The sequence below is a fragment of the Paenibacillus stellifer genome, from assembly GCF_000758685.1.
Taxonomy (GTDB): Bacteria; Bacillota; Bacilli; order Paenibacillales; family Paenibacillaceae; genus Paenibacillus_AQ; species Paenibacillus_AQ stellifer.
In genome coordinates this window covers 2,438,976-2,464,737 of record NZ_CP009286.1, presented here as the reverse complement: position 1 = coordinate 2,464,737, position 25,762 = coordinate 2,438,976, and the positions used below count along the sequence as shown (strand labels likewise).

Genomic DNA, 25,762 nt, shown 5'->3' with positions numbered 1-25,762 from the left:
TAAGTTATGGAGGTAGATGATGATGAACGAACCTGTACTCAGCCAATCACAGCCGGTGGAAGGTCAACCCATTTCAGCCCTATGGCGCAACCGCCGGTTTTTGTTCTTATTGGGCTCCTTTGCTGTATCGATTTTCGGGAGCACATTTCACAGCATCGCTCTGAATTTATGGGTGCTGCAGACAACAGGCAGCGCCACGATGATGGCCGTTATCACGGTGTCCAATTTGCTGTTAAGCTCATTTCTGGGATCGATAGCCGGTACGTTCGCCGACCGTTGGAACCGGAGGACCATTATGCTTGTCTCGGATCTGTCTAGCGCCTGCATCGTACTTGGGCTGGCCTTCGCCATTTCCCGGCACGGCGTGCCCTTTATAGTGGTGGTGATCATGTCCTGTCTCGCCACGGTCTGCTCCCTGTTCCAATCCCCCGCCTACCAGTCGTCTATTGTCAGTGTCGTCGGTAAGGAGCATGTCCAGAAAGCTGTTGGAATCTTGAATTTGTCGGAAAATATTTGCCGTACGATCGGCTTCTCGGCCGGCGGCGTCTTCGTAACGGCCTTCGGCGCGCCGGATGCATTCCTCTTTAACGGAGCTACCTTTGTGATCTCATTTCTCCTCATTCTCGGCGTCGGGGCGATTCCCTTGGCTGCCAGGGTGAACACTCCGGCCCGGGAAGAGAGAAAGTTCTTTCAGGATTTGGCCGATGGGGTGCGATACATTTGGAGATTCCCCTTTGCCCGTTCGGTCGTCATCATGCTGCCCGTTCTGACGCTGCTGTTCATGCCGTCGATGATGCTGACACAGGTCATGGCGGTCAAGGTCTGGCATGCCAGTCCCTCTCAATTCGGCCTGATGGAAGCCTCCATCCCGCTTGGCTACATGATTGGCTCCGGAATGATTCTACTGCTGGGGTCCAGAATGAAAAGACGGGGGCTGCTCGTGATGACAGGCCTAACGATCCTCGGTCCCCTGTATGTGCTGCTGTCCATGAGCAGCAGCGCGGTCGCTGCCATCCCTGTCATTCTCCTGATCGGATTCGTGTTCTCGCTCTGCACGATGCTCATCAATATCATTCTGAGACTGGAAGTGTCCGAAGAGCTTCAGGGCCGGGTATTCGGAGTGCTCAGTTCCGTCATGAGCATTGCGCCTTCGGTGGGACTGACAGCCATCTCCTATCTGTCCGACCAGTTCGCTCCCGGTCCCGTCATGGGTGTGATCGGTCTGCTGCTATTGATGTTCGCCCTCGCCTCCTGGAGAGGATTCAAGGTCATTCGCGATTACCGCTGACAGGCTGCTGACATGCCGCTGACAGGCGGCTGACATGCCGCTGGCGGACGGTGCTGCGCATAATGGCGCTCCGAGGATGTCTGGGAACGTCTGGCAACGATCGATCCAGGCTCTGAGGATGTCTGTGACGCTCCAAGGATGCTCAGGGGATTCTCTGAGGATGCTCCAAACAGACTCCGGCGGTCCCGATCACTCGAAGATTCCCATGCTCAAGTAACGCTCGCCGGAATCCGGAGCGATGCAGAGCACGCGCTTGCCTCGGCCCAGCCTTGCCGCTTCCTGCAAGGCTGTCCATACGGCCGCTCCGCCCGACGGCCCGATCAGAATGCCTTCACGGGCAGCCATAGCCCGGACCGTAGTCAGGGCATCTTCATCGGCCACCTGAATGATCTCGTCGTAGACCTGCGTGTTGAGTATGGACGGAATGAAGCCCGGGCTCGTGCCCACCAGCTTGTGCGGCCCCGGTACTCCGCCGGAGAGCACAGGCGAGCCCTGCGGCTCGACGACCAGAACCCGCAGGTCCGGCAGATGCTCCCGGAGCGTCTCTCCGGTGCCGGTAATCGTACCGCCGGTTCCTGACGTCGCAACAAAGGAATCGAGGCGCCCTTCCATCTGCTCCAGTATCTCCACCGCCGTCGTCGTGCGGTGGATGTCGGGATTGGCCTTGTTCTCGAATTGCTGCGGAATGAAGCTGCCCTCGATCCCGCTTCCCAGCTCGACTGCCTTGGCAATCGCCCCCGGCATCCGCTCCGCGGCGGGAGTAAGCACCACCTCGGCTCCATAAGCCTTGAGCAGATTGATCCGCTCCTTCGTCATATTGTCGGGCATAACCATGATCGCCCGGTATCCTTTGGCGGCCGCGTTCATGGCTAGGCCGATCCCGGTATTGCCGCTCGTTGGCTCGATGATCGTGCCGCCCGGCTTCAGCAGACCGTCCTTCTCTGCCTGAAGAATCAGATTGAATGCCGCCCGGTCCTTGACGCTGCCGCTCGGATTGAAGCGTTCGAGCTTCACATACACCTCCGCAACATCCGGCCCGGCCAGACGGTTAAGCCGGACAACCGGCGTATCTCCAATTAACTCTGTAATATGGTTGACTACCTTCGCTCTCATACCTGACTGCATAAATAAACCTCCTCCATGCTCTCTTCACGGAGATCATTGTACTTCGCCGGAGCGCCGCTGTCGAATTTTCCGGCTTATCTGATTTATCCATGCCCTACCGGTTATGAACGCGAAAAAGGAGACCTCCACGGTCTCCCCCTTCAAACTCTCCCAGCCAAAATGACGAAATTCAACCCTCACGCCGCCGGCAGGCTGCTGCCCTTAAGCCCACCAGCAGGCAGCTAGGCAGCGGCCCTTAAGCCGACAGCGCTGCCCGTTCTCCTGCTCCTTCTCCGGACTGTTCCGCCGACCCCTGTTCTTGGGAGGAGTCCGAAGACTCCTCCGCTCCAACGTGGAACCGCTGCACCAACACTTCCAGCCCTGCCGCCAGCTCGCTGAGCGCGCCGGCGGAAGATGCGATCTGCTGAATCGCTGTCCGCTGTTCGCGGGAGGCTTCGGATACGGTATTGGTGCCGGCGGCCGTTTCCTCGGAAATCCGGGTTACCATCGAAATCGACTTGACCGTCTCGTCGGTTGCGGCGGTAATCTCCTCTATAGCGGCTGACACTTCCTGAATCTGACCGGCCAAGGAATCCACGGAGAGACGGATATCGCCAAAAGACTGCCCTGCCTTGCCCAGAATGTCAACGCCCTTGCGAACCTCCTCCGTGCTTCCGCCCATGACGCGGACAGCTTCATCGGCGTCGGATTGAATCTGCTTGGCCAGCGCTGCGATCAGCCCGGCGGACTCGTCGGATTGCTCCGCGAGCTTCCGCACCTGGTCCGCGACGACAGCGAACCCGCGCCCCTGCTCGCCAGCTCTAGCCGCCTCGATCGCCGCATTCAGCGCAAGCATCTGCGTCTGGGAGGCAATTCCTCTGATCGCTCCCACCATGCTGGCGATTTCCTTGGACCGGCTGACGAAGCCGGAAACACGCCCGTCAAGCGAATGGATCGACTCATGAATCAGATTCATCTGGCGCATGGCGCTCTGGATGGACGCATCGCCGGCGCTGGCTGCCTCTGCGGATTGAATGGACGCCCCGGAAATGTCCTGGACGCTTTCGGCAATCTGGCCGATGCCGTCCGAAATTTCCACCAGTGTCGTCATATTCGTCTTCAAGCTGCTCATCTGCTGCTCCGTGCCTTCGGCGACCCCGCTTATGATGCCCGCGATGCGCTCTGTCGCCCGCGCCGTCAGGCCGCTGTCGCCGTTAAGCTGAATGGACGAGGACGCAAGCCGCTCGGCTGACTCCTTCACCTCCCGGATCATGTCGCCCAGATTCTCGGTCATCTTGTTGAAATGTCCGGCGAGTTCACCGGCTTCATCCCGGCTCTTCACCGTAATCCGGCGGGTCAGGTCGGCTCCGCCTTCAGCGATTTCCTTCAATTGGGACGCAACGGCGCGGATCGGCTTCACAATGCGCGATGCCAGCAGCAGGGCGATAACGGCAGCCAGCAGAATGGAAAATCCGGTCAGTCCCAGGCTTAGCGCCATCGCGGTTCCGCGATGCTCGCCTGCTTCCTGCTGCTCGCTTGCAATTTCCTTGGTCAGCATGTTCTGAAATTCCGTCTGGGAGTTCACGACCGAATCCAGCGACAAGGTTATGAAAATCCGCTGCCCTTCCGGAAAATTCCCTTCACCCGCCTGCGCAAAGGCTTCTTTCAGTCCTGTCAGGTATGTATTCCAGTTCTCCTCCAGGCTCTGAATACCGGCCAGCTCCGCTTCACTCAACTTCATCGTCTTAAGCTCGGAGATTGTCTGTGTAATGGCTGGAAGCTCCGCTTCGTATGCCTCAAGATATGCCTTGCGGTCTTCATCCGTATTGCTCATGACATAACGCGAACCCGCCTCATCTGCCTGCCGGATTTGATCCGTCAGGTTCTGCACGGTCGACAGCTTGTTCCAGTTGCGGTTGGCCTGATCCGTCAGCATCGTGACCTTATTTTGAAAAAACATATTGCCAACGATTGCCAACAGGAAGACAACGATCACCGCAGTGAATCCGAAGAGGATTTTGAACCGGATACTTTTAAACATCATTCATCCCGCCTTTACATGATTGTGAATAGTTGGTGTTGCAGGGTGGTTCTAGATTTGTTAACAGCTCCAAAAAAATATCGACAATGACCGGATCAAACTGTGTTCCTCTTCCTTCGATCAGCTGGTTCGCCGCGTATTTCCGGTCATGGGGCTGCTTGCGGTATACCCTTTCCGAAATCATGGCGTCGAAGGAATCGGCCACCGCTATAATGCGGGCGGACTGGGGAATCTCCTGCCCTTTTAATCCACAGGGATACCCGGTTCCGTCAAATCGTTCATGATGATGCAAAATAATGTTCAGTACGCCTTCGCCGAACTCCGGGAACCGGCTTGCCAGGTCATAGCCCTTGGCCGGATGCTGCTTGATCAGTTCGAATTCCTCCGGGTCCAGGCTTGAAGGTTTGTTCAGTATGTATTCGGGTACCGACAGTTTCCCGATGTCGTGCAGCAGGCCGCCTATGTACAGATCGCTCCTCTCATCAAGCGGCAGCTCCAGCTCCGTGCCAATATCGACGGCGTATCGGCTTGTCCGCTCCGAATGTCCGGCATACGGGCCGTTCCACGAATCCAGCAGTTTTAGCAGTGTTTCCATCAGCTCCACACCCTTGCTTAGCACTTTTTACCTAATGCTTATATCCTAAAGGACTGTTCTTAAATTAGTCTGAAATCCGCCTGAAAGTTTGCTTAATCAGGGACAAATGTCTTATGGTGTCCTATGATGTCATTTATTTTCCATTATTTAGGATGAAATAAGAACGGCTGCACCATCCTCACCTGGAGGCGGAGAGCCGTTTTTGCTCAAAATATGGTTCCGTTCAGCCGCATCGCTGCCTTACTAGATTCCACTTATCGGCTGCTCACGCTCTCCCGCCCGCCAAAATAGTCGTCAAGCTTCGCCTCCGCCCTGTATCGGGACCAGTTCAGCGCCGTCCATTCCTGCTTCTGCTGCCTGCCGTTCTGCCATATGCCCTGCAGCCCGCTGTCCAGCATGCCGTTATGCTTCGCACTGAAGTCGACCAGCAAGGGAATCGCCTCATCGGAGAGCGAGAGCAGGTAGTCGGTATCCAACTTGCCGCTGGCTTCATAGCGGGCGATGTTGTTCGAGGCGATGACGGCGTCCATCCGGATATAGTTCATGATGAGATAGGCCGTCATTCCGAGAACAAGATAGCATTTGACGAGCGGGAAGCGCGGGATCGCGATCCGCAGAGCGGCCGCTGCCAGCAGGGCCCCGAGAAAAATCATGAACCCGTGCACCAGAAACCGGATTGTGGTGTAGCCGTAGGCCTCTTCATACATCGCGAGCCGGACATATGCAGAGACCAGCATGGCGCCCGAGCAGACCGTCAGCACATACAACAGAATCCGGACCGCCCGGTTCAACCGATCGCTCCCCTTCATCCCAAGCAGCAAAATTCCGAGCAGCAGCACAAAATTGATGCCCGATACAAGCACAAGCTCGAAAAACCCCCGGCGCGCGTATTCCGCATACGTATCGCCAGTGGGCAGCAGTCCCTGCCAGGCTCCGAACAGATAGGAGAACTGTACCGATACGAACAAAACATAGACCGTGTTAACCGCAGTCAGCACCGTCACGGCTACGACCGAATCAATCCGGAAATCCGGCAGCGTGTCCCGATACTCAGGCTCCGTCTTCTCCAGCGGTACAACCTCGGTTTCCCGGTAAGGATGCACGAAGCCTCTAAGATAACCGAAGAAAAAGACGCCGAGCAGAAGCACCCACAACGTTCTTGCAATACCTTCTCCCAATGAGATTCGAGCCAGTACATCCGGGATATGCGTCAGCACGGCATGAAACACGCCGTCAGCCGACGACAGCAGCACCAGTACAACCGCGAGCAGCGGGACGGACAAGGCGAGTCCGAGCAGCACTCTGCTCAGCACTGGGGCGTTTGCCCCCTCCCGGCGCTCCTTCCGCTTAAACCAATGAGCCAGGCTCGCCAGCTGCCGGATGTTCTGCGGAATCAAATGGTTCAGCGCGCTGGACGACAGCGCCGCCGGTCTGCCCCAGTCGGGTCTTGAATCACTGAGTATGTATGTCAGATGCAGCACAATCAGCACAGGCGCAGCCGCCTGATTAAGCATATAAAAGAATTCATTCGCGAACAGCCCGAAGGTAAGCGACAGCAGCAGAACACAAGCTGCCAAGACCGCGGACGCCGCATTCAGCGGCCTCAGCCTGTCTTTGGCGAACATCAGCATGTAGGCATAGAACAGCAGGGTGAACAGTGGAATCGACAGCCCGTACCGGTTGCCGTAGAACAAATACTGGTGTATGATCGCCAGTCCCAGCGCCGCTGCCAGAACCTTCAGTACCGCGCCTCGGCTTTCCGCCGTCTCTTGCATGGAAATCCCCTCCATTTCTTCTTCCTTCTTCTTTAGGATAGATGATAAAATAAGAATTAAAAGTGAAATAACCTTGCGTTTATTTCCTATTTTAGGCGGGGATTCTATGGCAAAGCTTCATGGACAGTATATACGGCTGAAATCCGGCCTCTCCAGAGATGATGTACAGATCACGCTGGATGAGCTGGCGGCGATTCTGGAATGCACCCACCGGAATGTCCTTCATCTTATCGGCAAAATGCAAAAGCTCGGCTGGATCGAATGGACGCCCAGCCGCGGGCGGGGACAGCGCTCCCGTCTGCGGCTGCTCGCCCCGCTTCAGGAAGTGGCAGCGGAGTCGCTGCGGGAATCGATGGACGGCCGGGGCTCACTGGCCGATACGGCTTCGCTCATCCGCTCCCTCGCCGGAACGGAAACACTCCGGGAATCTCTGCAGATCTGGCTTGCGCTGTATTCCGGGCATCATGTCGAGCGGCGGCATGACCGGGTGCTCGACACGCTGCGCCTTCCGGTGAATCAGCCCATTCAGACGATTGACCCGCTGCGGATGAATCTGCTGGCTGAATCCTTCGTGTCCAGCCATGTATACGACGGGCTTGTCCGGAGAGGTCCCGGAAGCGAAGACATTCTTCCCGGGCTTGCCCATGCCTGGGAGACCGATGCCGGGCGCACCGACTGGCTCTTTCATCTGCGGAAGGAAGTGCCGATGCATAACGGAGCGATGCTGGACGCAGAAGATGTCGCCGCCTCCTTCCGGCGTTTGATTGAAGCGCCGGAAGGACGGCTGTACAGCTTCGTACTTCGGGATATCGAAGAGGTCCGCGTACTGAACCCGCTCACTCTCCGCATCCGCCTCCGGAAGCCGAACGAGCTGTTCCTTTCTTATCTGTGCACGAGCCGGGCGGCGGTCGTTCCGCATGATCCGGAACAGGCGGCGGGGTCGCCCCGTGTCCACAGGCCAATAGGGACTGGTCCATTCAAGGTCGCGGAGTTTACCCGGGATATGTGTGTGCTGGAAGCTTTCTCGCCTTACTTCCTTGGGAGAGCGCATTTGGACCGTGTGGAGATTTTGTATATACCCTGGAGCGCAGAACCGTCCGCTGCGGAGTCCGGCTCCCCCTTCCATGTCATTCCCAATCCGAAAGACGGTCACGCAGGCGGTTGGACCCGCATCCAGCCTGAGACGCTGATCGCGAAATTTATTACCTTCAACACCAAAAAAGCGGGACCGCTAAGCGATCCCGCCATAAGAGCCATGTTGGTATCAGGGCTGAAGAACGGCACTAGTTCCGAATCGATCTCCGGATTGAACCTGACGATAGCGACCATTCCCCAGTACGCCGCAGATGCCGAATATATCGCGTCAGCGCTTGAAGCACTTGGCGTCAGCTCAGAGATCATCGCCGTGACGCCGGACGAATTCAAGGGACCGGTGCGCATGCAGGCCGATCTGATCCTGTTCTCGCTCATCCGCGACCGGGACGAGCAGCTTCGGCGGTTCGACCTGTACCGGTCGCTCGCCGAGCATACGACGCCTGAGCTCCGCTCGGAGATCGAGGCCGCCCTGCATCTGATAGCCCGTGAGCCTTCGCCGGAAATGCGGCCCGGCAGCTTCCGGCGCATCGAAGACCGGCTTATATCAGACCATCATCTGCATATTTTGTACGAGAAGCCGATGGAAACCGCTTATGTGCCGTCGGTTCGGGGCATGAGCTTCAACAGTCAGGGCTGGATCGATCTGCGGCATGTGTGGTTTCCAAGACTGCCCCTGTGAGCGCCTGGAGCGATTACGAAATGGCGGGCCGGATTGGAGATCAGCCCGGCTCCTTGCGGAACCGGGCTGAAAGAATGCTGCGCTGTGTCCATTGCGGACCTGCGTCAGCATACAGGACATCATCTGCTCCTTGCATAGCAGCATGATTATAAAAAAATCATGAAAGCAGCCTCTCGATCGCCTCGCGGCATCGCCCTTTATAGACGCCATGCAGCTCGTCGTTCTCCGACATCAGCCACTGGATCAGACAGCCGTCGATGATGGAGCGAATGACCGGCGCCGTGTCGGCCGGAGACAGGCCGGGATCGTATACGCCCTCCCGCTGGCCCAGCTCCATGATCTCCCTGCTGATACTCCCGCAGTTCGCGTAGAAGCGGCTGTTGATCTCCCGGTAGGCGGGGATGCGGCTTGCACGGGCCAGAAAATCGAGATACACCCGGTAGAAATCCCGGTTCTTCTCCGGAGACACGAAGACGGAATCGAGATAGGCGTCCATTTTGCCACGGGCCGTGGACTGAAGGCTTACCGCCGCAGCTTCTTTGTCATAGATTTTGGCGGTCAGCCAATCCAGCAGATCGACGAGCACCGCCTCTTTATTGTCAAAATAATAATGCACGACGCCTTTGCTCACCTTCGCATAATCCGCAATCGTCTGGAGTGTCACGGCATCATACCCCAGCTTCGACAGCGCCTGAAAGGATGCGTGCAGAAGCAGCTTGCGTTTTTCCTCGGATTTCTTGTAGCGAACCATTTCTCTCCCACCCGTAAAAAAGTTTCAAAACATGCCGCTGTTCATTGACAATATTATTTTGACCGGTCAGAATAAAAATTGTGACATCAAGAAATCGGCAGCATGATTATGTTCCCATACCATTAAAAGGAGCGTACCATTATGTCCCGGACCTTTCAAGCTCTGTTCGTCGACAACGCGGAGCCCTTCAGCGTGGCCGTCAAGCCTGCGGCCTTATCGGATCTCCCTGCTGGAGAAGTGCTCATTAAAGTTTTATATTCCAGTGTAAATTACAAGGATGGCCTGGCCTCTATACCGGATGGCAACATCGTGAAATCCTATCCTTTTATCCCCGGCATCGATCTGTCGGGCGTGGTGGAGAGCTCGGAAGACAGCCGGTTTCAGCCGGGGCAATCCGTGCTCGTGACCGGGTATGGACTCGGAGTGTCGCACTACGGCGGATACAGCGAGTATGCCCGCGTTCCTGCGGACTGGGTTGTTCCGCTGCCGGACGGTCTGTCGCACAAGGAAGCGATGATCTATGGAACGGCCGGATTTACGGCGGCCATGTCCATCCAGGCGCTTGAGGATAACGGCTCCTCACCGGAGAATGGCAAGGTGCTCGTCACCGGTGCGTCCGGCGGGGTCGGCGGAGCCGCTGTCGCCATGCTGGCAAAGCGCGGCTACCACGTGGCAGCGGGGACGGGCCGCATCTCGGAGACCGATTATCTGAAGTCCCTCGGCGCTTCCGAAGTTGTGTCACGGACCGACATCTACGATCCGGAAGCCAAGCAGCGCCCGCTGGACAAGCAGCTGTGGCAGGCTGCCGTCGATCCCGTCGGCGGGAACCAGCTGGCAGCGGTCCTGAGCAAGATCGCCTACCGTGGCTCAGTTGCCGTCAGCGGACTTACTGGCGGTACGAAAGTACCGGCCACCGTGCTGCCGTTCATCCTGCGCGGCGTGAATCTGCTCGGCATCGACTCCGTCTTCTGCCCCGCTGAGCTGCGCAGCCGGGTATGGAGCCGGATGGCCGGCGACTTGAAGCCGGACAATCTGGAGCTGCTCGTTGACCGGGAAATTACGCTGAATGAGCTTCCTCAGGCGCTCGCAGATATTTTACAATCCAAGACGCGAGGCCGGGTCCTTGTAAAAATTTCCTGAAGATTGCCGGAAGAGGCCCTATAATCATGATAGCTAATCCATTTTGGGGAGTGATGTCATGAGATCGCCTGCGAGAAATAATAGGGCTGCTTGCTGCGCGGTTTGGCTAGAACGAAACCGGCCGGGCAGCAGCAAGCACAAAGCCCGCCACGCTAATCCATCCGGAGAAGCATGGCGGGCTTTTATGGTTTTTAGAGCAATCCGGTGGATGTCCTCAGACCCCAGACTCCGCCTTCAACGCTCTTCCAGCCGTCACTTGAACAGCTTATGGAAAGGAAGCTCCAGAACAACCTTGCCGATCAGCTTATCCTTCTCTACGAACGGGGTATCCCACAAATGGGCGTCATAGCTGACATTCCGGTTGTCGCCCAGGAAGAAGTAATGATCCGTTGGTACGGTGACCGGGCCAAACACATAATTCATTTTGGCATTCAGATAAGGCTCTTCCACCTTCGCTCCGTTCCGGTACAAAGCGCCGTCCTTGATTTCGATCGTATCGCCGGGAAGGCCGATCAGGCGCTTGACATACAGCTTCGTTTCTCCAGCAACTGGCGGATGGAAGACCACGATGTCCCCATGCTTCAGAGTAGTAGCCCACAGCATTTTTTCCACAATGAGTCTGTCATCCACCTGAATCGTCGGCACCATGGAATCGGTTGGCACGCTCATGGCCTCCGCGACATAACTGCGGATCAGCAGCGACAACAGGACCGCGACCAGCAGGGTCGGCACCCATTCTCTTATCAGTTTCTTGAACTTCACCATATCCACCAAATCCTCCTCTGTTGATTCCTTTTACGTATGTATGACTTCTTCATACTTCCTCATTCTCTACTCTACCATAGTAGATTTGCCGATTAATTTCAAATGTCTCCCAAATCCGGAGCGGTTAGAGAATTACGCGTACAGCCAAACTGATAAACCAGGCGGCGGGCACAATCAGAAACTGAGCGAGCAGCGTGCCGACGAACCGTGAGCCCATAAGCATCATATATACTTTGCCGAGACGGCTGCGATGCTCCTGGCTGACCGTTGCTTTATCGGTAATGAGCCCCAGCTGGGGATCGATGAAGACCGTAAGCAAAATAGTAGCGATGCCGTTAATAAGCCCTGACGCTTGCGAAATCGCCATACCGTGCTCCGGATGTTTGTAGCCCGCATACAGCGTAGCCAGGACCCCCGTTGTATAAATCCCGGTGACCAGAATGTTGGTGGCAATCAGACGCTTCGGGATATCGAGATAACGGATGGCGTGCAGCCCGAGCCTGGGACGTTTCACATATTTCGGCGTATTTTTGAGCTGGGCGATTGTAACGCTTCCGAGGAGGCGGGGAACGGAGCCCTGAATCTCCAGCTTCGAGATGATGCGGGCGAACAGCGCGGTAAAGGTCGGAAACAGGCCGATTGCGATCAGCGTACCGAGTGAACCACCGAGCAGAATGATTCGCAGGTAGTTAAGAAGCGGAATGGAGGAATCCTTCTTGGCGATATCGACGATATGACCGGTAAGCGGTCCCTGAACCATATTGGCCGTCCGGGAGACAAGTACGATAATTCCCGTCAGGGATAAGGCAATCGCAATCTTGTTCATACGCACCCCGGCATACCGGACCGAGTATGACAGCGTTTCGGCGGTGTGGATAATGACAGTAAGCAGAACAGCAAAAATCAGAAATTGGGTCATGGCGGTCTCCTTCAAAATTCACGGCTCCGCAGGCGGCACAGTAGAGTCGCAGACGGAGATTCCATGATTTGGATGAAAAATCCATCTCACATTGTAGCACATTCCTCCGCTGAAATCTGTCGAAAAACGGCCGCGCAGCGACGACAGACAAGGAGTATTGAACCGGAGATTGTATATGTACACGAAGCATGAACGATACCGTAACGACCTGCTGTCCGGCAAGCAAATCCGGTTTCTGTTCCGGATGCTGGGACGAACGGGAAGCGCCTGGAGAAGAAAAACCCCGAAGCTGAATCAGTTTCAGATCCGGAACTGGGAGTATGTCGTCCGCAAGCTGAATGAGGCGCTTCTGGAGGCCCCGTCTGAGCTGGAGGCTAGAAGCTCTCTCATTTTGCGCTACGAACGGGGGATCGCAAGAGCTTCCGGCGGCGGGGCGCTAACCGGACGCGAAGCATTTGAGACGGCGTTTCATGAATTGGCGAGAATCGGCATCCAGCTGGAGCGGGATTACACGCATGCCGCCTTTGAAACCGGGCGGATTTCGAGAACATCCATGACGGAGCTGAGACGGAATATTACGTTGATGGAGCAGGATCTGAAAGGCAATACGCTGTAAAAGTTCATTAGATTTGAAAAAGACGGCACCCCAAGGATGCCGTCTTTGCGTCTTCCGTTTTTGCGTCTTCCGTTTTTGCGTCTTCCGTCTTTCCGCTTTCGCTCTATAGCAGCTCTAGATTCCCGCAATCTCCGCCGCTCTTCTCCGGGACCGGAACGTTGCCGCCAAATCAGCTAGAAACAGCACAAGCACGACCGGGAACAGCACTCCCCATACAGGCACTGCCAGCTTGTACAGGCCCGACACAAGCGGCTGAATGACCGCCAGCGTGAAGAGAGACAGCACCCACCAGTACAAAGAAAACTCCAGGCAAATATGCCCGCCGAGCTGCCAGCGCTTGGCCGAATAATCCCACCACTGATGCCGGAACAGCGCCTTCAGCATAACCCCGCTGGCGAGTTCCACTACCGAAGGCACAATCAGGGCGGCGGCGAGAAGCCAAGGCAGCGGCATCCGCAGCCCTCCAAGCGCTAGCAGCAGAACCGGAGCGAGGCCGTACATTGGCTTATAAGGACCAAGCATCAGTCCGTCCTTCCGGAACGTACCGGCCGTTGCCCAGTTATACGCTCCTTCCAGCAGCCACCCCAAGACTGAATAAATCATGAAGCAGAAGAACAGTTCGCCCGAACGCCCGTAAGCTGTTTCCTGCGCCCAGGACAGCAGGTTCAATATCAAGTTGTTCCTCTCCTTCCGGCCAGTGTTCTCACGTATCCTCATTACTGCGTCATTAGTATGACTTGAGGGTTCCTTCATTATGCGGACGCCGCTGTTCCCGAAAGCAGAAAAAAAACGGGCTGCCCCTTCTAAGGGGAACCCGTTTCACGAACAAATTAAAATATGAAGGCTTGGCTTATTTTTTCGGATACTGCTCTTTCAGGCCTGGCGACTGGATGCTGCTCTCGCTCAGCCTTCTCAAGGTTTCCAGCTTCATCTCGCTGTGAACACCGAAGCCGGAGCCGCCGTTCTTCTTCTCCGTCAACGATCCCGTGTCGGCTTCTTGAAGCTTCAGCCGGTGGCGGGCATTTCGATTTCGATCGCGCATGTTCGGGTTCCTCCTTAGGTTCAATAGGGTGGCACTCTCCATAGACTGCTGCAATCTGCATGCTGCTCTCACCGGTATATACATCCAGTATACAGGATTTGAAATATAAGAAAAGCTCCTAAAGGCGTCCTTAGAAGGTCCTGATGTTAATTCATGCGATTGTAGAATACTTACTTCTTATAGTAAAATCAGTACGAAATAGTTCGAGGAGGAACCCTATGGAATTCTATAGATTCGATAAAGAAGTTGGCAAAAGAATTTCGAAATACAATTCCGACTTTATAATGTCTCGAATTATTCAAACTGAGAAGGCTGCTCATATTGGGTGTAGTTGAGAGCGAAGAATTGAATCCTTCATCTTGTATGACTTCTAAAGAGGCATCACCAGTCAGTCTCGATCCATATTTCAATTCACCATGATGACGATTCTTTCACGAAACAACAACAGCTGCATATAAATCCGCGTAAAAAAACAGGCTGCCGCTTCAGACAGCCTGTTATTGACGTTAGTCCGGCCCAGGACCTCAGTTCTTGGGCGCTGGATCGGGATGGGAGGTTGCAGCTGGCTTGGCTTCCCATTCGTCCGCCTCGGGCTCGATATCGACCCCGTTCTCCATTTTCTTCTTCTCAGCCAGAGAGTCTCCGTCTTTATTTTCCCGGTTGCGGATGTCCGCTTCGTTCTGGATATAATCCGACATGCTATTCCCTCCTTCAGCAGTAATTAGTAATTGCTGTCGGCAACCAATCAATTCCGGATTGCCCATATCTATAGTTACCCGTTGAGGTGCTTTATAAACGGCCGATTTCGATCGCTGCCATTTAAACTGCGGAAGTGATGAAGGATGACAGCGCAGCGCCGGTTCTATGAATCCGGTCCTGAATCCCTTATCATAAGAAGAATCACCGGGTAAAGGGAGCATGACAATGAAAGTGCTGCATAAGACAGTCGATGAGGGCTGTGAGATCGTAGTGGCGGACACCGATGAGCTGTATGGGGAGAAAGGAAGGTTTCGGGTGCTTCAATTCTCGGAGGAATTGGTGCAGGGAGCGCTGGACCTCGACCGGCCGGACCGCATCGTATTCGAATATCCTAGGGCGATTCTGCATCTGATGGAATGGAATCACCCTGGATACGAGGACGTCTTCATTATAGGTCACGGGATCGGAACCTTGTCTGGAGCCATATCCGGCAAAAACGTAACAACAGCCGAGCTTAGCCAAGCGGTCGCCGATCTCAGCCGCATCTATTTCGGCAGCACCGAAGGCCGGATCGCAATCGGAGACGGCCGGAGGCTGCTCGAGCGGGAGGACGACGGAAGCTTTGATCATATCGTGCTTGATGCGTTCAGCGGAAGCGGAACTCCCCCGCATCTCATCTCCCGGGGCATGTTCGCACTTGCCGCGAAGAAGCTGAACAACCGGGGCATGCTAATCATGAATGCAGCCGGCAGGGGGAAGAATGACCGGCTGATCCGGTCGGTGCATTCCACCCTGGCCTCCGTGTTCCCGCATTCTCTCGCCTTCATCCTGCCTTCTCCCGATCCGGCGGCTCCGAAGAACGTCATTCTGGCGGGAGCGCGCAAGCCGATCGTCTTCAAGACCCGGCTAATGGCGGGCTTCACCGAAATTGTTCTTCCTCCGGGCGAACTGATCAGGGATGCAGACGAAGGACGAGCTACATTTTGACCGCGGCGATTCTCAGCCTTACATAGTCCAGAACCCACTGGCCGTCATGGAATAAACTGCTTCGGGCTTTATCGGCAATTTGGTCATAGACCGGGCCTCTTTCGCTTGCTGGAATCTCCTTGAAGAAATCGTCCGCAAGTCCGTTCAGCCAGTGCGACAGCCCGTTCTCCCCATCCTCCATAGGGGTCGGACGGTCGAAATGAACCGCATAAACGACCCGGAAGCCTTGACGCTCCAGCAGAGTGCTGTATTCGGCGATACTGGGAAAATACCAGGGATTCAGCGAAGCAGAATCGATTCCGTACTTCCCGGACAGCACCTCGCCAATAGACCGGATCACTGTGTCCACATTTCCTTTGCCGCCAAATTCGGCGATGAACCTTCCGCCAGGCTTCAGACTGTCCCATACGCAGGAGATCACCTTCTCCGCATTCTTCATCCAATGCAGTGCAGCGTTGGAGAATACCGCATCGAACGGCTCCCCGAACGCAAAATCCTCGGCATTGCCGGCAACAAACGGGATTTCGGGATACTTCGCTGCCGCTTTCCCGATCATCTCTCCGGAGAGATCCATTCCCGTTACATCTGCTCCGGCCTTGGTCAATTCATAAGCCAAATCTCCGGTTCCGCAGCCCAGATCCAGAATTCGCTCCCCTTCTGCGGGGTTCAACAAGTCAATGACGCCTCTCCCAAATTGTGATACGTACCCCAGCTTGCTGTCGTACAATTCGGATTTCCATACATGAACCGAAGCCATGAATCCCATCTCCTTATGATTGGTGTAGGGATTATTTTGGCATAGATCACTCAATAATTAAAATATATAATTTCTATCTTATTAATAGCTTCAGCCTATAAGACACTCATATTCCGATGCGCGGCGAGATCAACGATGACCTTAATCCGAATCGATACACCCCTGGAGTGCCCTGTCTATTTCGCCCGGAAAAAGAAAAGGAAGACGCTTATGGCGCCTTCCCGAATCATGAACCAACCTAGCCTATTCCTAAAAAAAGGACGCCGCGCCGCGTAATCCCATCAAAATCCGCGGTCACAACGAAAGTTGTGGTCCTGATGAAATACGCGGTCCCGGTGAAACATGTGGTCTCGGTCTCTGAATCGCTCGCCTGATTCGCGTGAGCAATCACAGCGCAGTAACAAGAACGCCTTCGGCCTCCAGTGTCCGCCGGAGCGCTGCCGCAAAGACGGCCGCGCCCGGGCTGTCGCCGTGAATGCAGACGGTGTCCGCCAGCAGCGGAACGGCGCTTCCGTCCAGCGCCGTCACCGCGCCTTCGCGGACCATCCGCAGGACGCGGCGGGCTGCCTCGCCCGCGTCATGAACGACCGCGCCAGGCACGCCGCGCGGTACGAGCGAGCCGTCCGCCATGTAGGCGCGGTCGGCGAACACCTCGCTGGCCGTGCGCAGCCCGGCCGCATTCCCCGCGGCCAGCAGCTCGCTGCCTGCCAGGCCGTACAGGACCATTGCCGGGTCGTAGCGGTAGACCGCCCCGGCAATGGCGTCGGCGAGCGGCCGGGACACCGCCGCCATGTTGTAGAGCGCGCCATGGGGCTTCACATGGCGCAGCCGACCGCCTTCCTGCCGGACGAAGGCGTCAAGTGCCCCGATCTGGTAGGTGACCAGATCGAAGGCTTCTTCGGGAGAAATCTGCATATTTCTCCTCCCGAAGCCGGCGAGGTCCGGCAGCCCCGGATGGGCGCCGATCTTGACGCCGGCAGCCAGCGCCGAGGTGACCGACCGGCGCATAACGCCGGGATCGCCTGCATGGAACCCGCAGGCGATGTTCGCCGACGTGACCTCGCGCAGCAGCTCGTCGTCGTTGCCAATCCTGTAAGCGCCGAAGCTCTCCCCCATATCGCAGTTCAAGTCGATCTCAATCATAGCCGCACTCCTTCCGCTTCTGAACAATCATCATTTCCAGCAGCTTTAATTCCCTTTCCTGCCGGATTAAGAGCGTTTCCGCCTCCCTTAGCGACACTTCTGCAAATCGGATGCGCGTTCCGGGTGCCGCCTGGGCGAGCAATGGCAGATCAACGCTGATGACCTGTGCCGCCTTCGGGTAGCCCCCGAGCGTCTGCCGGTCGGCCAGCAGCACGATCGGCTGCCCGTCCGCCGGAACCTGGACAGTGCCGTGGGAGACCGGCTCCGAGAGATATTCCTTAGGCGATTTTAGGCGGAGAGCCGGTCCCGACAACCGGCAGCCCATCCGGTCAGACTGGGGTGTAACAAGATAGCTCCCGTTCAGGAAGTCCCGGAGACTCTCCGGGGTGAAGTCTTCCCACTGCCGTCCCTGGATGATCCGGATAACGGGACTTTCCCGGTAATTCGGCAGGGCCGAGCGAGAGATTCCCCAGGAAGCAGCACGAAAAGCGCCTGTTAGCGGTTGCTCCCGCAGCGAGGAGACTACCGCCTGTTCAGCCGCCGATTCAACATCAAGTCGCTGCCCTGAGCCTGGATTGGCTGAATCTGCGCCTGGCCCCTTCAATGGAAGCTGGGTCATGCTTCCGATACGGGCTTCATCAGCTTTCGCCGTCATTTCTACAACTGATCTCGCTTCATGTTCCGCCCCTTTGCCACTGGTGTCACTGGAAACACCCGCTCCTGAATCAGAATCCGCCGATGTCTGACCAGCCCCCGGAGCGGCGGTTAACAGCCGCTTCCCTTCACGATTCGCAGCTTCTCCATACTCCGCCGAAATCAGCCCGCTCGCCGGAATCACGTCGCCCGCCCGCAGCGGCCTGCCTTCGAAGCCGCCAATGCCGGCGCGAAGATACGTGCTGCGGCTGCCCATCACGAGCGGCACGGCGAGCCCGCCCGACACCGCCACATATATCCGGCAGCCATAGACCGGACGGCGCAGTGTGAGCCGGCTGCCAGCCGCAACGATGACCGGACGCCACATCGGCACGGGCTGCCCCTCGATTTCGGGCGACATGTCCCCGCCGGTAACAGCAATGATGCAGTCCTCCAAAAACTCCGCCGCGAAGCCGGACATCGTGATCTCAAGCGCGGCGGCTCCTGCCTCATTGCCGACAAGCCAGTTAGCGGCTTTGATTGCGAAGTCATCCACCGCGCCGGAGAGGATGATCCCGTACCGGGAGAAGCCGGTGCGTCCGAGATCCTGAACGGTCGTGAGCAGTCCCGGTTTCAGAATGCGAATGCTCACTGTGACCTCTCCCTTCGGCTTGCGTATTCCCCTGGGCTGATCGGCCGGAAGATGATGGTGTCGCCGCTCTGCAGCAGAGCGGGCGGCATCTCGCCAGGCCGGAATAGCGAGAGCGGCGTCCGCCCAATGATCTGCCATCCACCCGGCGTCTCAATGGGATAGACCCCGGTTTGGTTTCCCGCTATCCCGACCGATCCGGCCGGGATGGACAACCGAGGCGTCTCCCGCCGGGGAGCCGCAATCTTGCCTGACATGCCACCCATATATGGAAATCCCGGTGCGAAGCCAAGGGCATAGACCTGATAGCGGCCTTCGGCATGAATGGAGATAACCTCTTCCTCGTTTAATCCGTTCCACTCCGCCACAAAAGACAGATCAGGCCCAAATTCGCCCCCGTAGCAGACGGGTATCTCGACAACCCGTTGTAATTCCTCAAGTCCGTCATCAGCCGTCTTCATTCTGTCCCGCAGCAGTGCGCATACCTGCTCAAAATATGTAACGCCGGGGTCCGAAGCCTCCAGCTCCGCAGGCCGATAATAGACGGCAAGCGATGCATAGGCTGGCACACATTCCACGAAGCCCGAAAAAGGGCGGCGCCCGATTTCCCGGGCGGCCGCCCTGACGCGCCGGTTGACCGATTCATCAATGACCGTACCGAACTCTACAAGCACCGCTGAATCGCCGAGCGGAAAGAAAGAGCAGTCCATCGTCTCTCCCTCGTTTCTTTTCAGGCGCCCCAAAGCCACAAAGTCAACGCAGTCCTGCGGGGTGCGCCTTTTTTCTATCTAGAATAATGCAAGGCAACCCCTCAGGCAAATGATTTTCACACAAACAGCCTGCTTAGCGTCTCTTTCGCCAATAGCTCCACACCAGAAGGACGAGAGCCAGCATCCCGACACAGAGAAGAACTCTCGTCAATCCGGTCCCGATATGCATCATCGGCATGCTGCGGAAGGAGACCGCCGAAACACTCATGCACATGATGCCCATGCCGATCAGGAGCGCGGCGATCAGCCAGTCGCTTTTTCTCATCACACATCCTCCTGCAGGCCCAATTCGGCAATCCGGTTAAACTCCAGAATAAAAGACGTTCCTTCTCCCTGCTTGCTCGTGACGGAGATCGTGCCCCCGAGCACCTGCACGAGGTTGTACACGATGGCGAGTCCCAGGCCGGTTCCGCCCAGGCTTCGGGAACGCGATTTCTCGACCCGGTAGAACCGCTCGAAGATCAGGGGCAGCTCGTCTTCCGGTATGCCGATTCCCGTGTCCGTTACCTCCAGCCTGACGGCCTCTTCCTGAAAGAACAGCGACAGCGACACCTTTCCCTGCTCCGAGTAACGGATACCATTTTCCAGCAGGTTCAGCACGATCTGCTCCATCCGCGCCCCGTCGGTATAGACCGGCTTTGGCTGGCCTTCACTCCTGAACGTAAGCTCCAGCCCTTTTTCAGATGCCTTGAGTCCAACCTTCTGAACCGCCTGCTCCGCCAGCTCGCCCAGATCGATCCACTCGGGTGAGAGTTGAATCCGTCCTTCCTCCATTTTGGCCAAATCGAACAGATCGTCCACAAGATGCTGGATTCTCCGGGCCTCGCCGTGAATGATGTCCAGATAGCGGTCCCGCTCCTCCTCGTCCGCGAACATCCCCTCTTTCACGACATTCGCATAGCCCTCCAGATAAGTGATCGGCGTCCGCAGCTCATGCGAAATATTGGCAAAAAACTCCTGGCGCGTATCCCGGTACCGCTGCAAATCAGAAGCAAGATCATTAATTGCGCCAGCCAGCGCGCCGATTTCATCACCACTCTTGATATGAACCCGGGTCGCCAGTTCGCCGGCCGCTATCTTCCGGGTCGCCTGTTGCATCTGCAGCAGCGGACGCGACAGAAACTGCGCCACAATCCAGGTACTCCCAAGCGCCAGCAGAAAAGCGCCGATGCCGGACAGAATCAACAGATGCCGCACACCCTGCAGCGATTCCATGACCGATTCCGCCGATGACACCAGATAGAGCGCCGAGACGACTTTGCCTTCCGCTTCGACGGGCTGTCCCGATACGAAATACCGGCCGCCGTCTTCATCATCATACAGGAAGCGGACTTTCTGTCCGCTGAAGATCCGGTCCAATTGCTGACTATGGACAAAAGGGAGAACGGGAGACATCATCATATCCATTCCCGAATGCATGGTCAGCTGGCCTTCCCTGTTCACATTGAACAGGCTGACGCCGGAAAAATCCGCGAACGTCTCCATCATCCCGCCCATACCGGCACCGGATGACTCAGCCATCGATGACTCCGCCATCATCGTAAAATGAGAGGCCAGCTCCTCTGTCTCCTTCTCCATATTGGCATAGTAGAATGAGGAGAACATGCGGTCAACAGCGGTGCCCAGCACGAGCAGCACAATCAGGAACAAGCCTGAGATAACAAGGCCCAGCTTGAGGCCGATCACATTGTTTCTCATTGGATACCGTCCGGGATCTGGAATTTATAGCCGATGCCCCACACTGTCTGCACCGGATTGTAGCCGAGCCCCGCTCTCTGCAGCTTCTCGCGGATATTTTTGATATGCGTATCCACGACCCGGTTGTCACCTTCAAAATCAAAACCCCACACCCGCTCCACCAGTTCCTCACGGCCGAACGCCCGCTGCGGATGTCCCGCCAGAACCGCCAGCAGCTCGAATTCCTTCGGAGTCACATCAAGCACCGTGTTCGCAGCAGTCACAGCCCGGGCATCCGGACGGATGATCAGCCCCGGAAATTCAAGCACCGCCTCTTTGGGAGCTGCCTGGCGCACCAGCGCAGAGCGGCGGATCAGAGAATGAATGCGGGCAACCAGTTCACCCGGCTCGAAGGGCTTGGTCAAATAATCATCCGCTCCCATCTCCAGTCCCCGAATTTTGTCCTTCGTGTCGGAGCGGGCCGTCAGCATCAGGACAGGAACATTATCTTTCTCCCGGATCGCCTCGCACACCTGCCAGCCATCCATATCCGGCATCATAATATCCAGCAGCACAATATCGAACTTCTCACGCGACGCCAGGTTCAACGCTTCCCGCCCTGTCGAGGCCTCCGCGATCTGAAATCCCTCTTTCGTCAAATAAATGCGCAGCAGATTACGCATATTCCATTCATCATCCACGACCAGCGCCTTGAGCTGTGTCATCTATAGTCACCTTCTTTATCTGGCGGCTGCCTGTTTGTGCTTCTTACAAGTGGAAAGAGCCGGGAAGCCCCGGCATCTTTAAATTGCTATTTTATTTGCGGAAGGCGCCAAGCCGCTCCAATTCTTCCTTCATCTGCGCATTCTGCGCCTTCAGCTCATCCAGTTCCCGGCGGACGCCTGAATCCGCGCCTCCACCATGAGCCGCATGATGATGCTGTCCCCGGCCAGAGCCGTGACCGTGCATCCCTTTCATCCCGAACATCATGAACAACATCATCAGCGGGCAGATTAGCACCAGCAACGAAGACCAATTCATCTTTCATCTCTCCCGTTTCATTATGATCGCTTGCATGAGTTCATTATAAGTCCGGGATGTGTGGAAAATATGTCGTCCGCCTCTCTCTGCTTCAGCGCCTGATCAAATCGATCTTCTCCGTCTTGTCGCCCCAAGTGATTTCGGCATGAAGCTTGTCGTCCTCCTGGGTAACGAGGCAGCCTCTGCAGGCGGTTCCGCTATGGTTCAGGACGCCTTTGTCCAGCGCTTGATTGCCCTTGAGCGTGCCGGGCCCGCCTTCAATAACATAGCTGATGCTCTCCGGTGCAGAGTCTCCGCCCAAATAACGGATGGCTTCGCTGTTCCGGGACTGGATGACTGATGTAACAATTACTTCCCAGTTCGGACCCGTTCCCGAGAACGTCAGCGTTTTGCCGATATTGGAACAGGCGGTCAGAATCAGCATGCAGAGCAGCATCAATGCCGCTATTTTTCTCATCGTCATTTCTCCTTCTCTCTTTGAGATCAAGAGGTTATGAACCCTGTCTGCGACCGGTCAAATAGACGCCTGTAAATACCAGCAGCCCGCCCATGATCTGAACCAGCGTCACCGGATTGCCGAGCAGAAGACTCAGTATTGCGGTAAATACGGTAATCAGGTTGAGATAAATGCCCGCGCGGCTCGCTCCGATCTCCCGGATGGACGCATTCCAGAAGATGAATGAGCCCACCGAGGGAAACAATCCGATGTACAGGATGCCAGCTGTTGCTTCCCTGCTGAGCGGCAGCTTCATTCCGGAAGCCAGGAAGAACGGGGAAATGATGAGAAGCGCAAGCACAGCCGATACCGCGGTGGAAGCAATCGGCGGCAGATGCCGGATTTTTCGTCCAAGCAGCGAGTACAGCGTCCATACCACAATGGCAGCCAGCATAAGCAGGTCGCCGGCATTATAGTCGGTCTGCGCAATCATTTGCAACCGGCCTTTGGTCAGCACCAGCAGCACGCCGAAGAGCGAGACCAGGAGTCCGATCACCCGGGTGCGCGTAAGCTTCTCTTTGAACAGCAGCGCGGCTCCCAGCACGATGAGTGCCGGATTCATCGCGTTAACGAGAGCTGCGTTCATGGACGTGGTGAACCGCAGCGCTTCGTAGAGCAGGAAGTTGTAGCCCGCCACCCCGAGCACCGCCATGACAATCAGAATCCGCCACTCGCTCCACACCTTTCTCCAGTCGGGCTTCTCCACTAGCTGCGCGATCGGAAACAACACGCAGACGGCGATCAGCCAGCGGGAGAAGGTCATCTGTATAGGAGACAGCTCGGCGACGACCGACTTGCCGAACACGTAGTTTCCGGCCCAGAAGAGATTGGCTAAGATCAAGAACAGATAGATTTTGTACGATTTCATCGGTGATTCTTCCTCTTTTCCGGACAGCGAAGGGCATAGTCACTTTTTTCCTCTAATTATAATACCCCTTGGCAAGTATGGGCATCACAACAGAAGAAATGGAACCGGACTGACTTTTAAAATGCGAAAATTCCATCATATCCATTTTTTTCATGTTATAATATCCGAGTCCAAGAAAGGAGTGATGTGGTGTTAAGCAAGCTTGCCAGCGATCTGAAGGTGAACCGGAAAGGCCCCATGATTCTGCTTGTCCTCGTAACCTACCGGTTCGGCAACTATCTGTATTATGATTTTCGGGTTCCGATTCTGCGCAGTGTGCTGAACTTGCTGTACAAGCTGATGGATATCCTGTTCATCCGAATCATGAACCAAGGCGAGCTTCCGGCTGAGACGAGGATCGGTTGCGCCCTTCGCCTGCCACATGGGCTGAACGGCATCATTATTAGCTGCAAAGCCGTCATCGGCGACCATGTCTCCATTTACCAGCAGGTCACTATCGGAGCCCGGAACGACAAAGGCGAGCCGGTGATCGGCAGCCATGTCGAGATCGGGGCAGGGGCCAAAGTACTTGGTCCGGTTGTTATCGGCGATCACGTCCAAATCGGGGCTAACGCGGTAGTCGTCAAAAATGTACCTGATTACTCGACGGCTGTCGGCATTCCAGCCCGGAACCTTCCCGGTTCACCGGTGCATGCCGTGCCCGAACGGCAGGGCAGCGTTTTGTAGCCGTCTGCTGTTCCCCACCACATACATACTCTCCTCAGACAGCAGAGTACTTGGAGCATCCCAAGATGCTTATACTGCTCGTCACGTTCTCTCATCATTGCTAAAGACTCATGTAAGGCTGACGAGCAAGCTCATGCTGTTAGCATCTTGCTATTATTCGGATGCGCCACAGAACTTGCGTGCTGACCGGTGCGCATGTTCTGTGGCGTATAAGCGAATAAGCGTATGTTACCGCCTGCCTGCTGCTCTGCCAGAAACTTTTTATACGATGTTACAATATTTACAGTTGCTGTTGGGAGATTGTGTTATTTTATAGAAAGTCAAGCTGTCGTTCCGGCGATTAGGAGATGATGAGAGCAGCGTCGTGCGAAATGTGCAATCGTTTGCATTGAGGTGAGACTAAGATGACCCGGGCAAACGGACCGTGTGCCGTGTCCCGAAGTGCATCTTGCCAGGGTATGTGGATTGTTGAGTATTTCAGAACAGATTAATTGTTAGGGGGCGCCGCATGATCGAAGTATCGGAATTATCAAAGGAGTACAAAATCGTAAAGAAACAGCCCGGCCTGTCCGGGGCCTTGAAATCGTTGTTCCACAGAGAGTACATGACCAAGAAGGCTGTCAGTCAGATCTCCTATTCAATCGATCAGGGTGAACTGGTCGGTTACATAGGCGCGAACGGGGCGGGCAAGTCGACCACCATCAAAATGCTGTGCGGCATCCTGACCCCGAGCGAAGGCAGCATAAGAGTCAACGGCATCGTCCCATACCATGAACGCCAGAAGAACGCCCGTAATATCGGCGCGGTATTCGGCCAGCGGACCCAGTTGTTCTGGGACATCGCGGTGCGCGAATCCTATGATCTGCTGAAGCACATCTACCAGATTCCGGAGGACCAGTATAAGAAGAACATTGAACTGTTCACTGAGGTCCTGCAGCTTGAGCCTTTGCTCGGCATACCGGTCAGACAGCTTTCACTCGGTCAGAAAATGCGCTGTGAACTGGCCGCCGCATTCCTGCACAATCCCTCCGTTGTCTATCTGGACGAACCCACGATCGGTCTGGATGTTGCGGTCAAGGCTCGAATTCGCGCGTTCATCCGGGAAATGAACCAGCTTCATCATACTACCGTTATTCTGACAACCCATGACATGCAGGATATCGAGGAGATATGTAAGCGTATCATTATTATCGATGAAGGCACCATCCTGTATGACGGCAGTCTTCAGTCGATCAAGGACCGCTTCGGCGACAAGCGCGTTATCCACTTCGAACTGGATTTGCAGAGTCCGTTCACAATTCCCGCGGAGCTGTCAGAATATGTGAGCCTTCAGGCCAACGGCGAAGATGAGGAAGGAAGAATCAGCCTGTCCTTCAGCAATCAGGCGATCTCAGGGGCTGATGTGATTTCGGCGATGCTCAAAGAGTACCATATCCGGGATCTTACGATTGCGGATTCGAAGATCGAGACGATTGTTCAGGAAATCTACGAGCGGGGAGTCTGACC

At 55.9% G+C, this 25,762-nt stretch carries 27 protein-coding genes; 7 read left to right on the top strand and 20 right to left on the bottom strand.

From position 1 onward, the window contains the following. Positions 1 to 16 precede the first annotated feature (16 nt). Positions 17 to 1,288 (top strand): MFS transporter, encoded by a 1,272-nt coding sequence (locus PSTEL_RS11150; protein ID WP_342666565.1) that lies wholly within the window; start codon positions 17 to 19, stop codon positions 1,286 to 1,288. A 189-nt stretch (positions 1,289 to 1,477) separates the two neighbouring features. Here PSTEL_RS11150 and cysK read toward each other — a convergent pair whose 3' ends face one another. The 4 genes from cysK to PSTEL_RS11130 form a co-directional block, all read right to left on the bottom strand. Then, positions 1,478 to 2,401: a cysteine synthase A gene (cysK, locus tag PSTEL_RS11145; protein WP_038700676.1), complete on the bottom strand. Its 924-nt coding sequence runs from the start codon at positions 2,399 to 2,401 to the stop codon at positions 1,478 to 1,480. Positions 2,402 to 2,648: 247 nt separating this feature from the next. Beyond that, a complete protein-coding gene (locus tag PSTEL_RS26220) occupies positions 2,649 to 4,436 on the bottom strand; it encodes a methyl-accepting chemotaxis protein (RefSeq protein WP_084064963.1) in 1,788 nt (595 codons plus the stop codon). After that, on the bottom strand, positions 4,426 to 5,028 hold the full coding sequence (locus PSTEL_RS11135) for an HD-GYP domain-containing protein (protein WP_052098369.1): 603 nt from the start codon (positions 5,026 to 5,028) through the stop codon (positions 4,426 to 4,428). The genes PSTEL_RS26220 and PSTEL_RS11135 overlap by 11 nt, the downstream gene beginning before the upstream one ends. Positions 5,029 to 5,282: 254 nt before the next feature. Continuing rightward, positions 5,283 to 6,803 (bottom strand): DUF4153 domain-containing protein, encoded by a 1,521-nt coding sequence (locus PSTEL_RS11130; protein ID WP_052099206.1) that lies wholly within the window; start codon positions 6,801 to 6,803, stop codon positions 5,283 to 5,285. A 106-nt stretch (positions 6,804 to 6,909) separates the two neighbouring features. On the opposite strand from PSTEL_RS11130, the gene PSTEL_RS11125 reads away from it, so the two are divergent. Next, positions 6,910 to 8,577, top strand: coding sequence for an ABC transporter substrate-binding protein (locus PSTEL_RS11125; protein WP_038695334.1), 1,668 nt, complete (start codon positions 6,910 to 6,912; stop codon positions 8,575 to 8,577). A 157-nt stretch (positions 8,578 to 8,734) separates the two neighbouring features. Here PSTEL_RS11125 and PSTEL_RS11120 read toward each other — a convergent pair whose 3' ends face one another. Next, a complete protein-coding gene (locus tag PSTEL_RS11120; protein WP_038695332.1) occupies positions 8,735 to 9,328 on the bottom strand; it encodes a TetR/AcrR family transcriptional regulator in 594 nt (197 codons plus the stop codon). Positions 9,329 to 9,469: 141 nt separating this feature from the next. Between PSTEL_RS11120 and PSTEL_RS11115 the strand changes: the two genes are divergently transcribed. Next, positions 9,470 to 10,468: an acrylyl-CoA reductase family protein gene (locus PSTEL_RS11115; protein ID WP_038695330.1), complete on the top strand. Its 999-nt coding sequence runs from the start codon at positions 9,470 to 9,472 to the stop codon at positions 10,466 to 10,468. A gap of 252 nt (positions 10,469 to 10,720) precedes the next feature. Here the strand turns inward: PSTEL_RS11115 and lepB are convergent, their stop codons facing one another. Continuing rightward, entirely contained in the window at positions 10,721 to 11,233 is a 513-nt protein-coding gene (gene lepB, locus PSTEL_RS11110) for a signal peptidase I (RefSeq protein ID WP_038695328.1), read from the bottom strand. Positions 11,234 to 11,357: 124 nt separating this feature from the next. Further along, positions 11,358 to 12,152 (bottom strand): lipid II flippase Amj family protein, encoded by a 795-nt coding sequence (locus PSTEL_RS11105; RefSeq protein ID WP_038695326.1) that lies wholly within the window; start codon positions 12,150 to 12,152, stop codon positions 11,358 to 11,360. A gap of 175 nt (positions 12,153 to 12,327) precedes the next feature. Here PSTEL_RS11105 and PSTEL_RS11100 point away from each other — a divergent pair, with 175 nt between their 5' ends. Then, positions 12,328 to 12,768, top strand: coding sequence for a hypothetical protein (locus PSTEL_RS11100; RefSeq protein ID WP_038695323.1), 441 nt, complete (start codon positions 12,328 to 12,330; stop codon positions 12,766 to 12,768). 114 nt (positions 12,769 to 12,882) lie between these two features. On the opposite strand, the gene PSTEL_RS11095 is transcribed toward PSTEL_RS11100, so the two are convergent. From PSTEL_RS11095 to PSTEL_RS27930, 3 genes are all read right to left on the bottom strand, one after another. Further along, positions 12,883 to 13,443: a putative ABC transporter permease gene (locus PSTEL_RS11095; RefSeq protein ID WP_245625132.1), complete on the bottom strand. Its 561-nt coding sequence runs from the start codon at positions 13,441 to 13,443 to the stop codon at positions 12,883 to 12,885. Positions 13,444 to 13,618: 175 nt separating this feature from the next. Beyond that, positions 13,619 to 13,810 (bottom strand): hypothetical protein, encoded by a 192-nt coding sequence (locus tag PSTEL_RS11090; RefSeq protein ID WP_038695321.1) that lies wholly within the window; start codon positions 13,808 to 13,810, stop codon positions 13,619 to 13,621. 524 nt (positions 13,811 to 14,334) lie between these two features. Continuing rightward, positions 14,335 to 14,508 (bottom strand): hypothetical protein, encoded by a 174-nt coding sequence (locus PSTEL_RS27930; RefSeq protein ID WP_169744569.1) that lies wholly within the window; start codon positions 14,506 to 14,508, stop codon positions 14,335 to 14,337. A gap of 226 nt (positions 14,509 to 14,734) precedes the next feature. Between PSTEL_RS27930 and PSTEL_RS11085 the strand changes: the two genes are divergently transcribed. Next, complete coding sequence (locus PSTEL_RS11085; protein WP_038695319.1) at positions 14,735 to 15,496, top strand: spermidine synthase; 762 nt, start codon at positions 14,735 to 14,737, stop codon at positions 15,494 to 15,496. On the opposite strand, the gene PSTEL_RS11080 is transcribed toward PSTEL_RS11085, so the two are convergent. From PSTEL_RS11080 to PSTEL_RS11035, 10 genes are all read right to left on the bottom strand, one after another. Next, positions 15,486 to 16,253, bottom strand: a complete 768-nt coding sequence (locus PSTEL_RS11080) for a class I SAM-dependent methyltransferase (RefSeq protein WP_038695317.1) — start codon at positions 16,251 to 16,253, stop codon at positions 15,486 to 15,488. The genes PSTEL_RS11085 and PSTEL_RS11080 overlap by 11 nt on opposite strands. Before the next feature lie 387 nt (positions 16,254 to 16,640). Further along, a complete protein-coding gene (locus tag PSTEL_RS11075; protein ID WP_038695315.1) occupies positions 16,641 to 17,396 on the bottom strand; it encodes a LamB/YcsF family protein in 756 nt (251 codons plus the stop codon). Continuing rightward, complete coding sequence (locus tag PSTEL_RS28140; protein WP_038695313.1) at positions 17,389 to 18,681, bottom strand: 5-oxoprolinase subunit C family protein; 1,293 nt, start codon at positions 18,679 to 18,681, stop codon at positions 17,389 to 17,391. The genes PSTEL_RS11075 and PSTEL_RS28140 overlap by 8 nt, the downstream gene beginning before the upstream one ends. Then, positions 18,678 to 19,388, bottom strand: coding sequence for a 5-oxoprolinase subunit PxpB (pxpB, locus tag PSTEL_RS11065; protein WP_038695311.1), 711 nt, complete (start codon positions 19,386 to 19,388; stop codon positions 18,678 to 18,680). The genes PSTEL_RS28140 and pxpB overlap by 4 nt, the downstream gene beginning before the upstream one ends. A 133-nt stretch (positions 19,389 to 19,521) precedes the next feature. Continuing rightward, positions 19,522 to 19,713 (bottom strand): hypothetical protein, encoded by a 192-nt coding sequence (locus PSTEL_RS11060; RefSeq protein WP_038695309.1) that lies wholly within the window; start codon positions 19,711 to 19,713, stop codon positions 19,522 to 19,524. After that, positions 19,713 to 21,146: a sensor histidine kinase gene (locus tag PSTEL_RS11055; protein ID WP_038695307.1), complete on the bottom strand. Its 1,434-nt coding sequence runs from the start codon at positions 21,144 to 21,146 to the stop codon at positions 19,713 to 19,715. The genes PSTEL_RS11060 and PSTEL_RS11055 overlap by 1 nt, the downstream gene beginning before the upstream one ends. Beyond that, positions 21,143 to 21,850: a response regulator transcription factor gene (locus tag PSTEL_RS11050; protein WP_038695305.1), complete on the bottom strand. Its 708-nt coding sequence runs from the start codon at positions 21,848 to 21,850 to the stop codon at positions 21,143 to 21,145. Before PSTEL_RS11050 ends, PSTEL_RS11055 begins: the two co-directional genes overlap by 4 nt. Positions 21,851 to 21,941: 91 nt before the next feature. Next, a complete protein-coding gene (locus PSTEL_RS11045) occupies positions 21,942 to 22,166 on the bottom strand; it encodes a hypothetical protein (RefSeq protein ID WP_038695303.1) in 225 nt (74 codons plus the stop codon). Between the two features lie 91 nt (positions 22,167 to 22,257). After that, on the bottom strand, positions 22,258 to 22,623 hold the full coding sequence (locus PSTEL_RS11040; RefSeq protein WP_038695301.1) for a hypothetical protein: 366 nt from the start codon (positions 22,621 to 22,623) through the stop codon (positions 22,258 to 22,260). A 34-nt stretch (positions 22,624 to 22,657) separates the two neighbouring features. Continuing rightward, complete coding sequence (locus PSTEL_RS11035) at positions 22,658 to 23,530, bottom strand: DMT family transporter (protein ID WP_038695299.1); 873 nt, start codon at positions 23,528 to 23,530, stop codon at positions 22,658 to 22,660. Positions 23,531 to 23,719: 189 nt separating this feature from the next. On the opposite strand from PSTEL_RS11035, the gene PSTEL_RS11030 reads away from it, so the two are divergent. Continuing rightward, entirely contained in the window at positions 23,720 to 24,256 is a 537-nt protein-coding gene (locus PSTEL_RS11030) for a serine O-acetyltransferase (RefSeq protein ID WP_052098368.1), read from the top strand. Between the two features lie 508 nt (positions 24,257 to 24,764). After that, positions 24,765 to 25,760: an ABC transporter ATP-binding protein gene (locus tag PSTEL_RS11025; RefSeq protein ID WP_038695297.1), complete on the top strand. Its 996-nt coding sequence runs from the start codon at positions 24,765 to 24,767 to the stop codon at positions 25,758 to 25,760. The last annotated feature ends 2 nt before the right edge of the window (positions 25,761 to 25,762 follow it).

Excerpts from the sequence above, each read along its gene's own strand:
- PSTEL_RS11045 (WP_038695303.1), bottom strand. The coding sequence starts at position 22,166 with ATGAATTGGTCTTCGTTGCTGGTGCTAATCTGCCCGCTGATGATGTTG.
- PSTEL_RS11130 (WP_052099206.1), bottom strand. The coding sequence starts at position 6,803 with ATGCAAGAGACGGCGGAAAGCCGAGGCGCGGTACTGAAGGTTCTGGCA.
- PSTEL_RS11125 (WP_038695334.1), top strand. The coding sequence starts at position 6,910 with ATGGCAAAGCTTCATGGACAGTATATACGGCTGAAATCCGGCCTCTCC.
- PSTEL_RS11090 (WP_038695321.1), bottom strand. The coding sequence starts at position 13,810 with ATGCGCGATCGAAATCGAAATGCCCGCCACCGGCTGAAGCTTCAAGAA.
- cysK (WP_038700676.1), bottom strand. The coding sequence starts at position 2,401 with ATGAGAGCGAAGGTAGTCAACCATATTACAGAGTTAATTGGAGATACG.
- lepB (WP_038695328.1), bottom strand. The coding sequence starts at position 11,233 with ATGGTGAAGTTCAAGAAACTGATAAGAGAATGGGTGCCGACCCTGCTG.
- PSTEL_RS27930 (WP_169744569.1), bottom strand. The coding sequence starts at position 14,508 with ATGTCGGATTATATCCAGAACGAAGCGGACATCCGCAACCGGGAAAAT.
- PSTEL_RS11085 (WP_038695319.1), top strand. The coding sequence starts at position 14,735 with ATGAAAGTGCTGCATAAGACAGTCGATGAGGGCTGTGAGATCGTAGTG.
- PSTEL_RS11150 (WP_342666565.1), top strand. The coding sequence starts at position 17 with ATGATGATGAACGAACCTGTACTCAGCCAATCACAGCCGGTGGAAGGT.
- PSTEL_RS11025 (WP_038695297.1), top strand. The coding sequence starts at position 24,765 with ATGATCGAAGTATCGGAATTATCAAAGGAGTACAAAATCGTAAAGAAA.
- PSTEL_RS11135 (WP_052098369.1), bottom strand. The coding sequence starts at position 5,028 with ATGGAAACACTGCTAAAACTGCTGGATTCGTGGAACGGCCCGTATGCC.
- PSTEL_RS11080 (WP_038695317.1), bottom strand. The coding sequence starts at position 16,253 with ATGGCTTCGGTTCATGTATGGAAATCCGAATTGTACGACAGCAAGCTG.
- PSTEL_RS11075 (WP_038695315.1), bottom strand. The coding sequence starts at position 17,396 with ATGATTGAGATCGACTTGAACTGCGATATGGGGGAGAGCTTCGGCGCT.
- PSTEL_RS11060 (WP_038695309.1), bottom strand. The coding sequence starts at position 19,713 with ATGAGAAAAAGCGACTGGCTGATCGCCGCGCTCCTGATCGGCATGGGC.
- PSTEL_RS11105 (WP_038695326.1), bottom strand. The coding sequence starts at position 12,152 with ATGACCCAATTTCTGATTTTTGCTGTTCTGCTTACTGTCATTATCCAC.
- pxpB (WP_038695311.1), bottom strand. The coding sequence starts at position 19,388 with ATGGACTGCTCTTTCTTTCCGCTCGGCGATTCAGCGGTGCTTGTAGAG.
- PSTEL_RS11120 (WP_038695332.1), bottom strand. The coding sequence starts at position 9,328 with ATGGTTCGCTACAAGAAATCCGAGGAAAAACGCAAGCTGCTTCTGCAC.
- PSTEL_RS26220 (WP_084064963.1), bottom strand. The coding sequence starts at position 4,436 with ATGATGTTTAAAAGTATCCGGTTCAAAATCCTCTTCGGATTCACTGCG.
- PSTEL_RS11100 (WP_038695323.1), top strand. The coding sequence starts at position 12,328 with ATGTACACGAAGCATGAACGATACCGTAACGACCTGCTGTCCGGCAAG.
- PSTEL_RS11040 (WP_038695301.1), bottom strand. The coding sequence starts at position 22,623 with ATGAGAAAAATAGCGGCATTGATGCTGCTCTGCATGCTGATTCTGACC.
- PSTEL_RS11055 (WP_038695307.1), bottom strand. The coding sequence starts at position 21,146 with ATGAGAAACAATGTGATCGGCCTCAAGCTGGGCCTTGTTATCTCAGGC.
- PSTEL_RS11050 (WP_038695305.1), bottom strand. The coding sequence starts at position 21,850 with ATGACACAGCTCAAGGCGCTGGTCGTGGATGATGAATGGAATATGCGT.
- PSTEL_RS11035 (WP_038695299.1), bottom strand. The coding sequence starts at position 23,530 with ATGAAATCGTACAAAATCTATCTGTTCTTGATCTTAGCCAATCTCTTC.
- PSTEL_RS11115 (WP_038695330.1), top strand. The coding sequence starts at position 9,470 with ATGTCCCGGACCTTTCAAGCTCTGTTCGTCGACAACGCGGAGCCCTTC.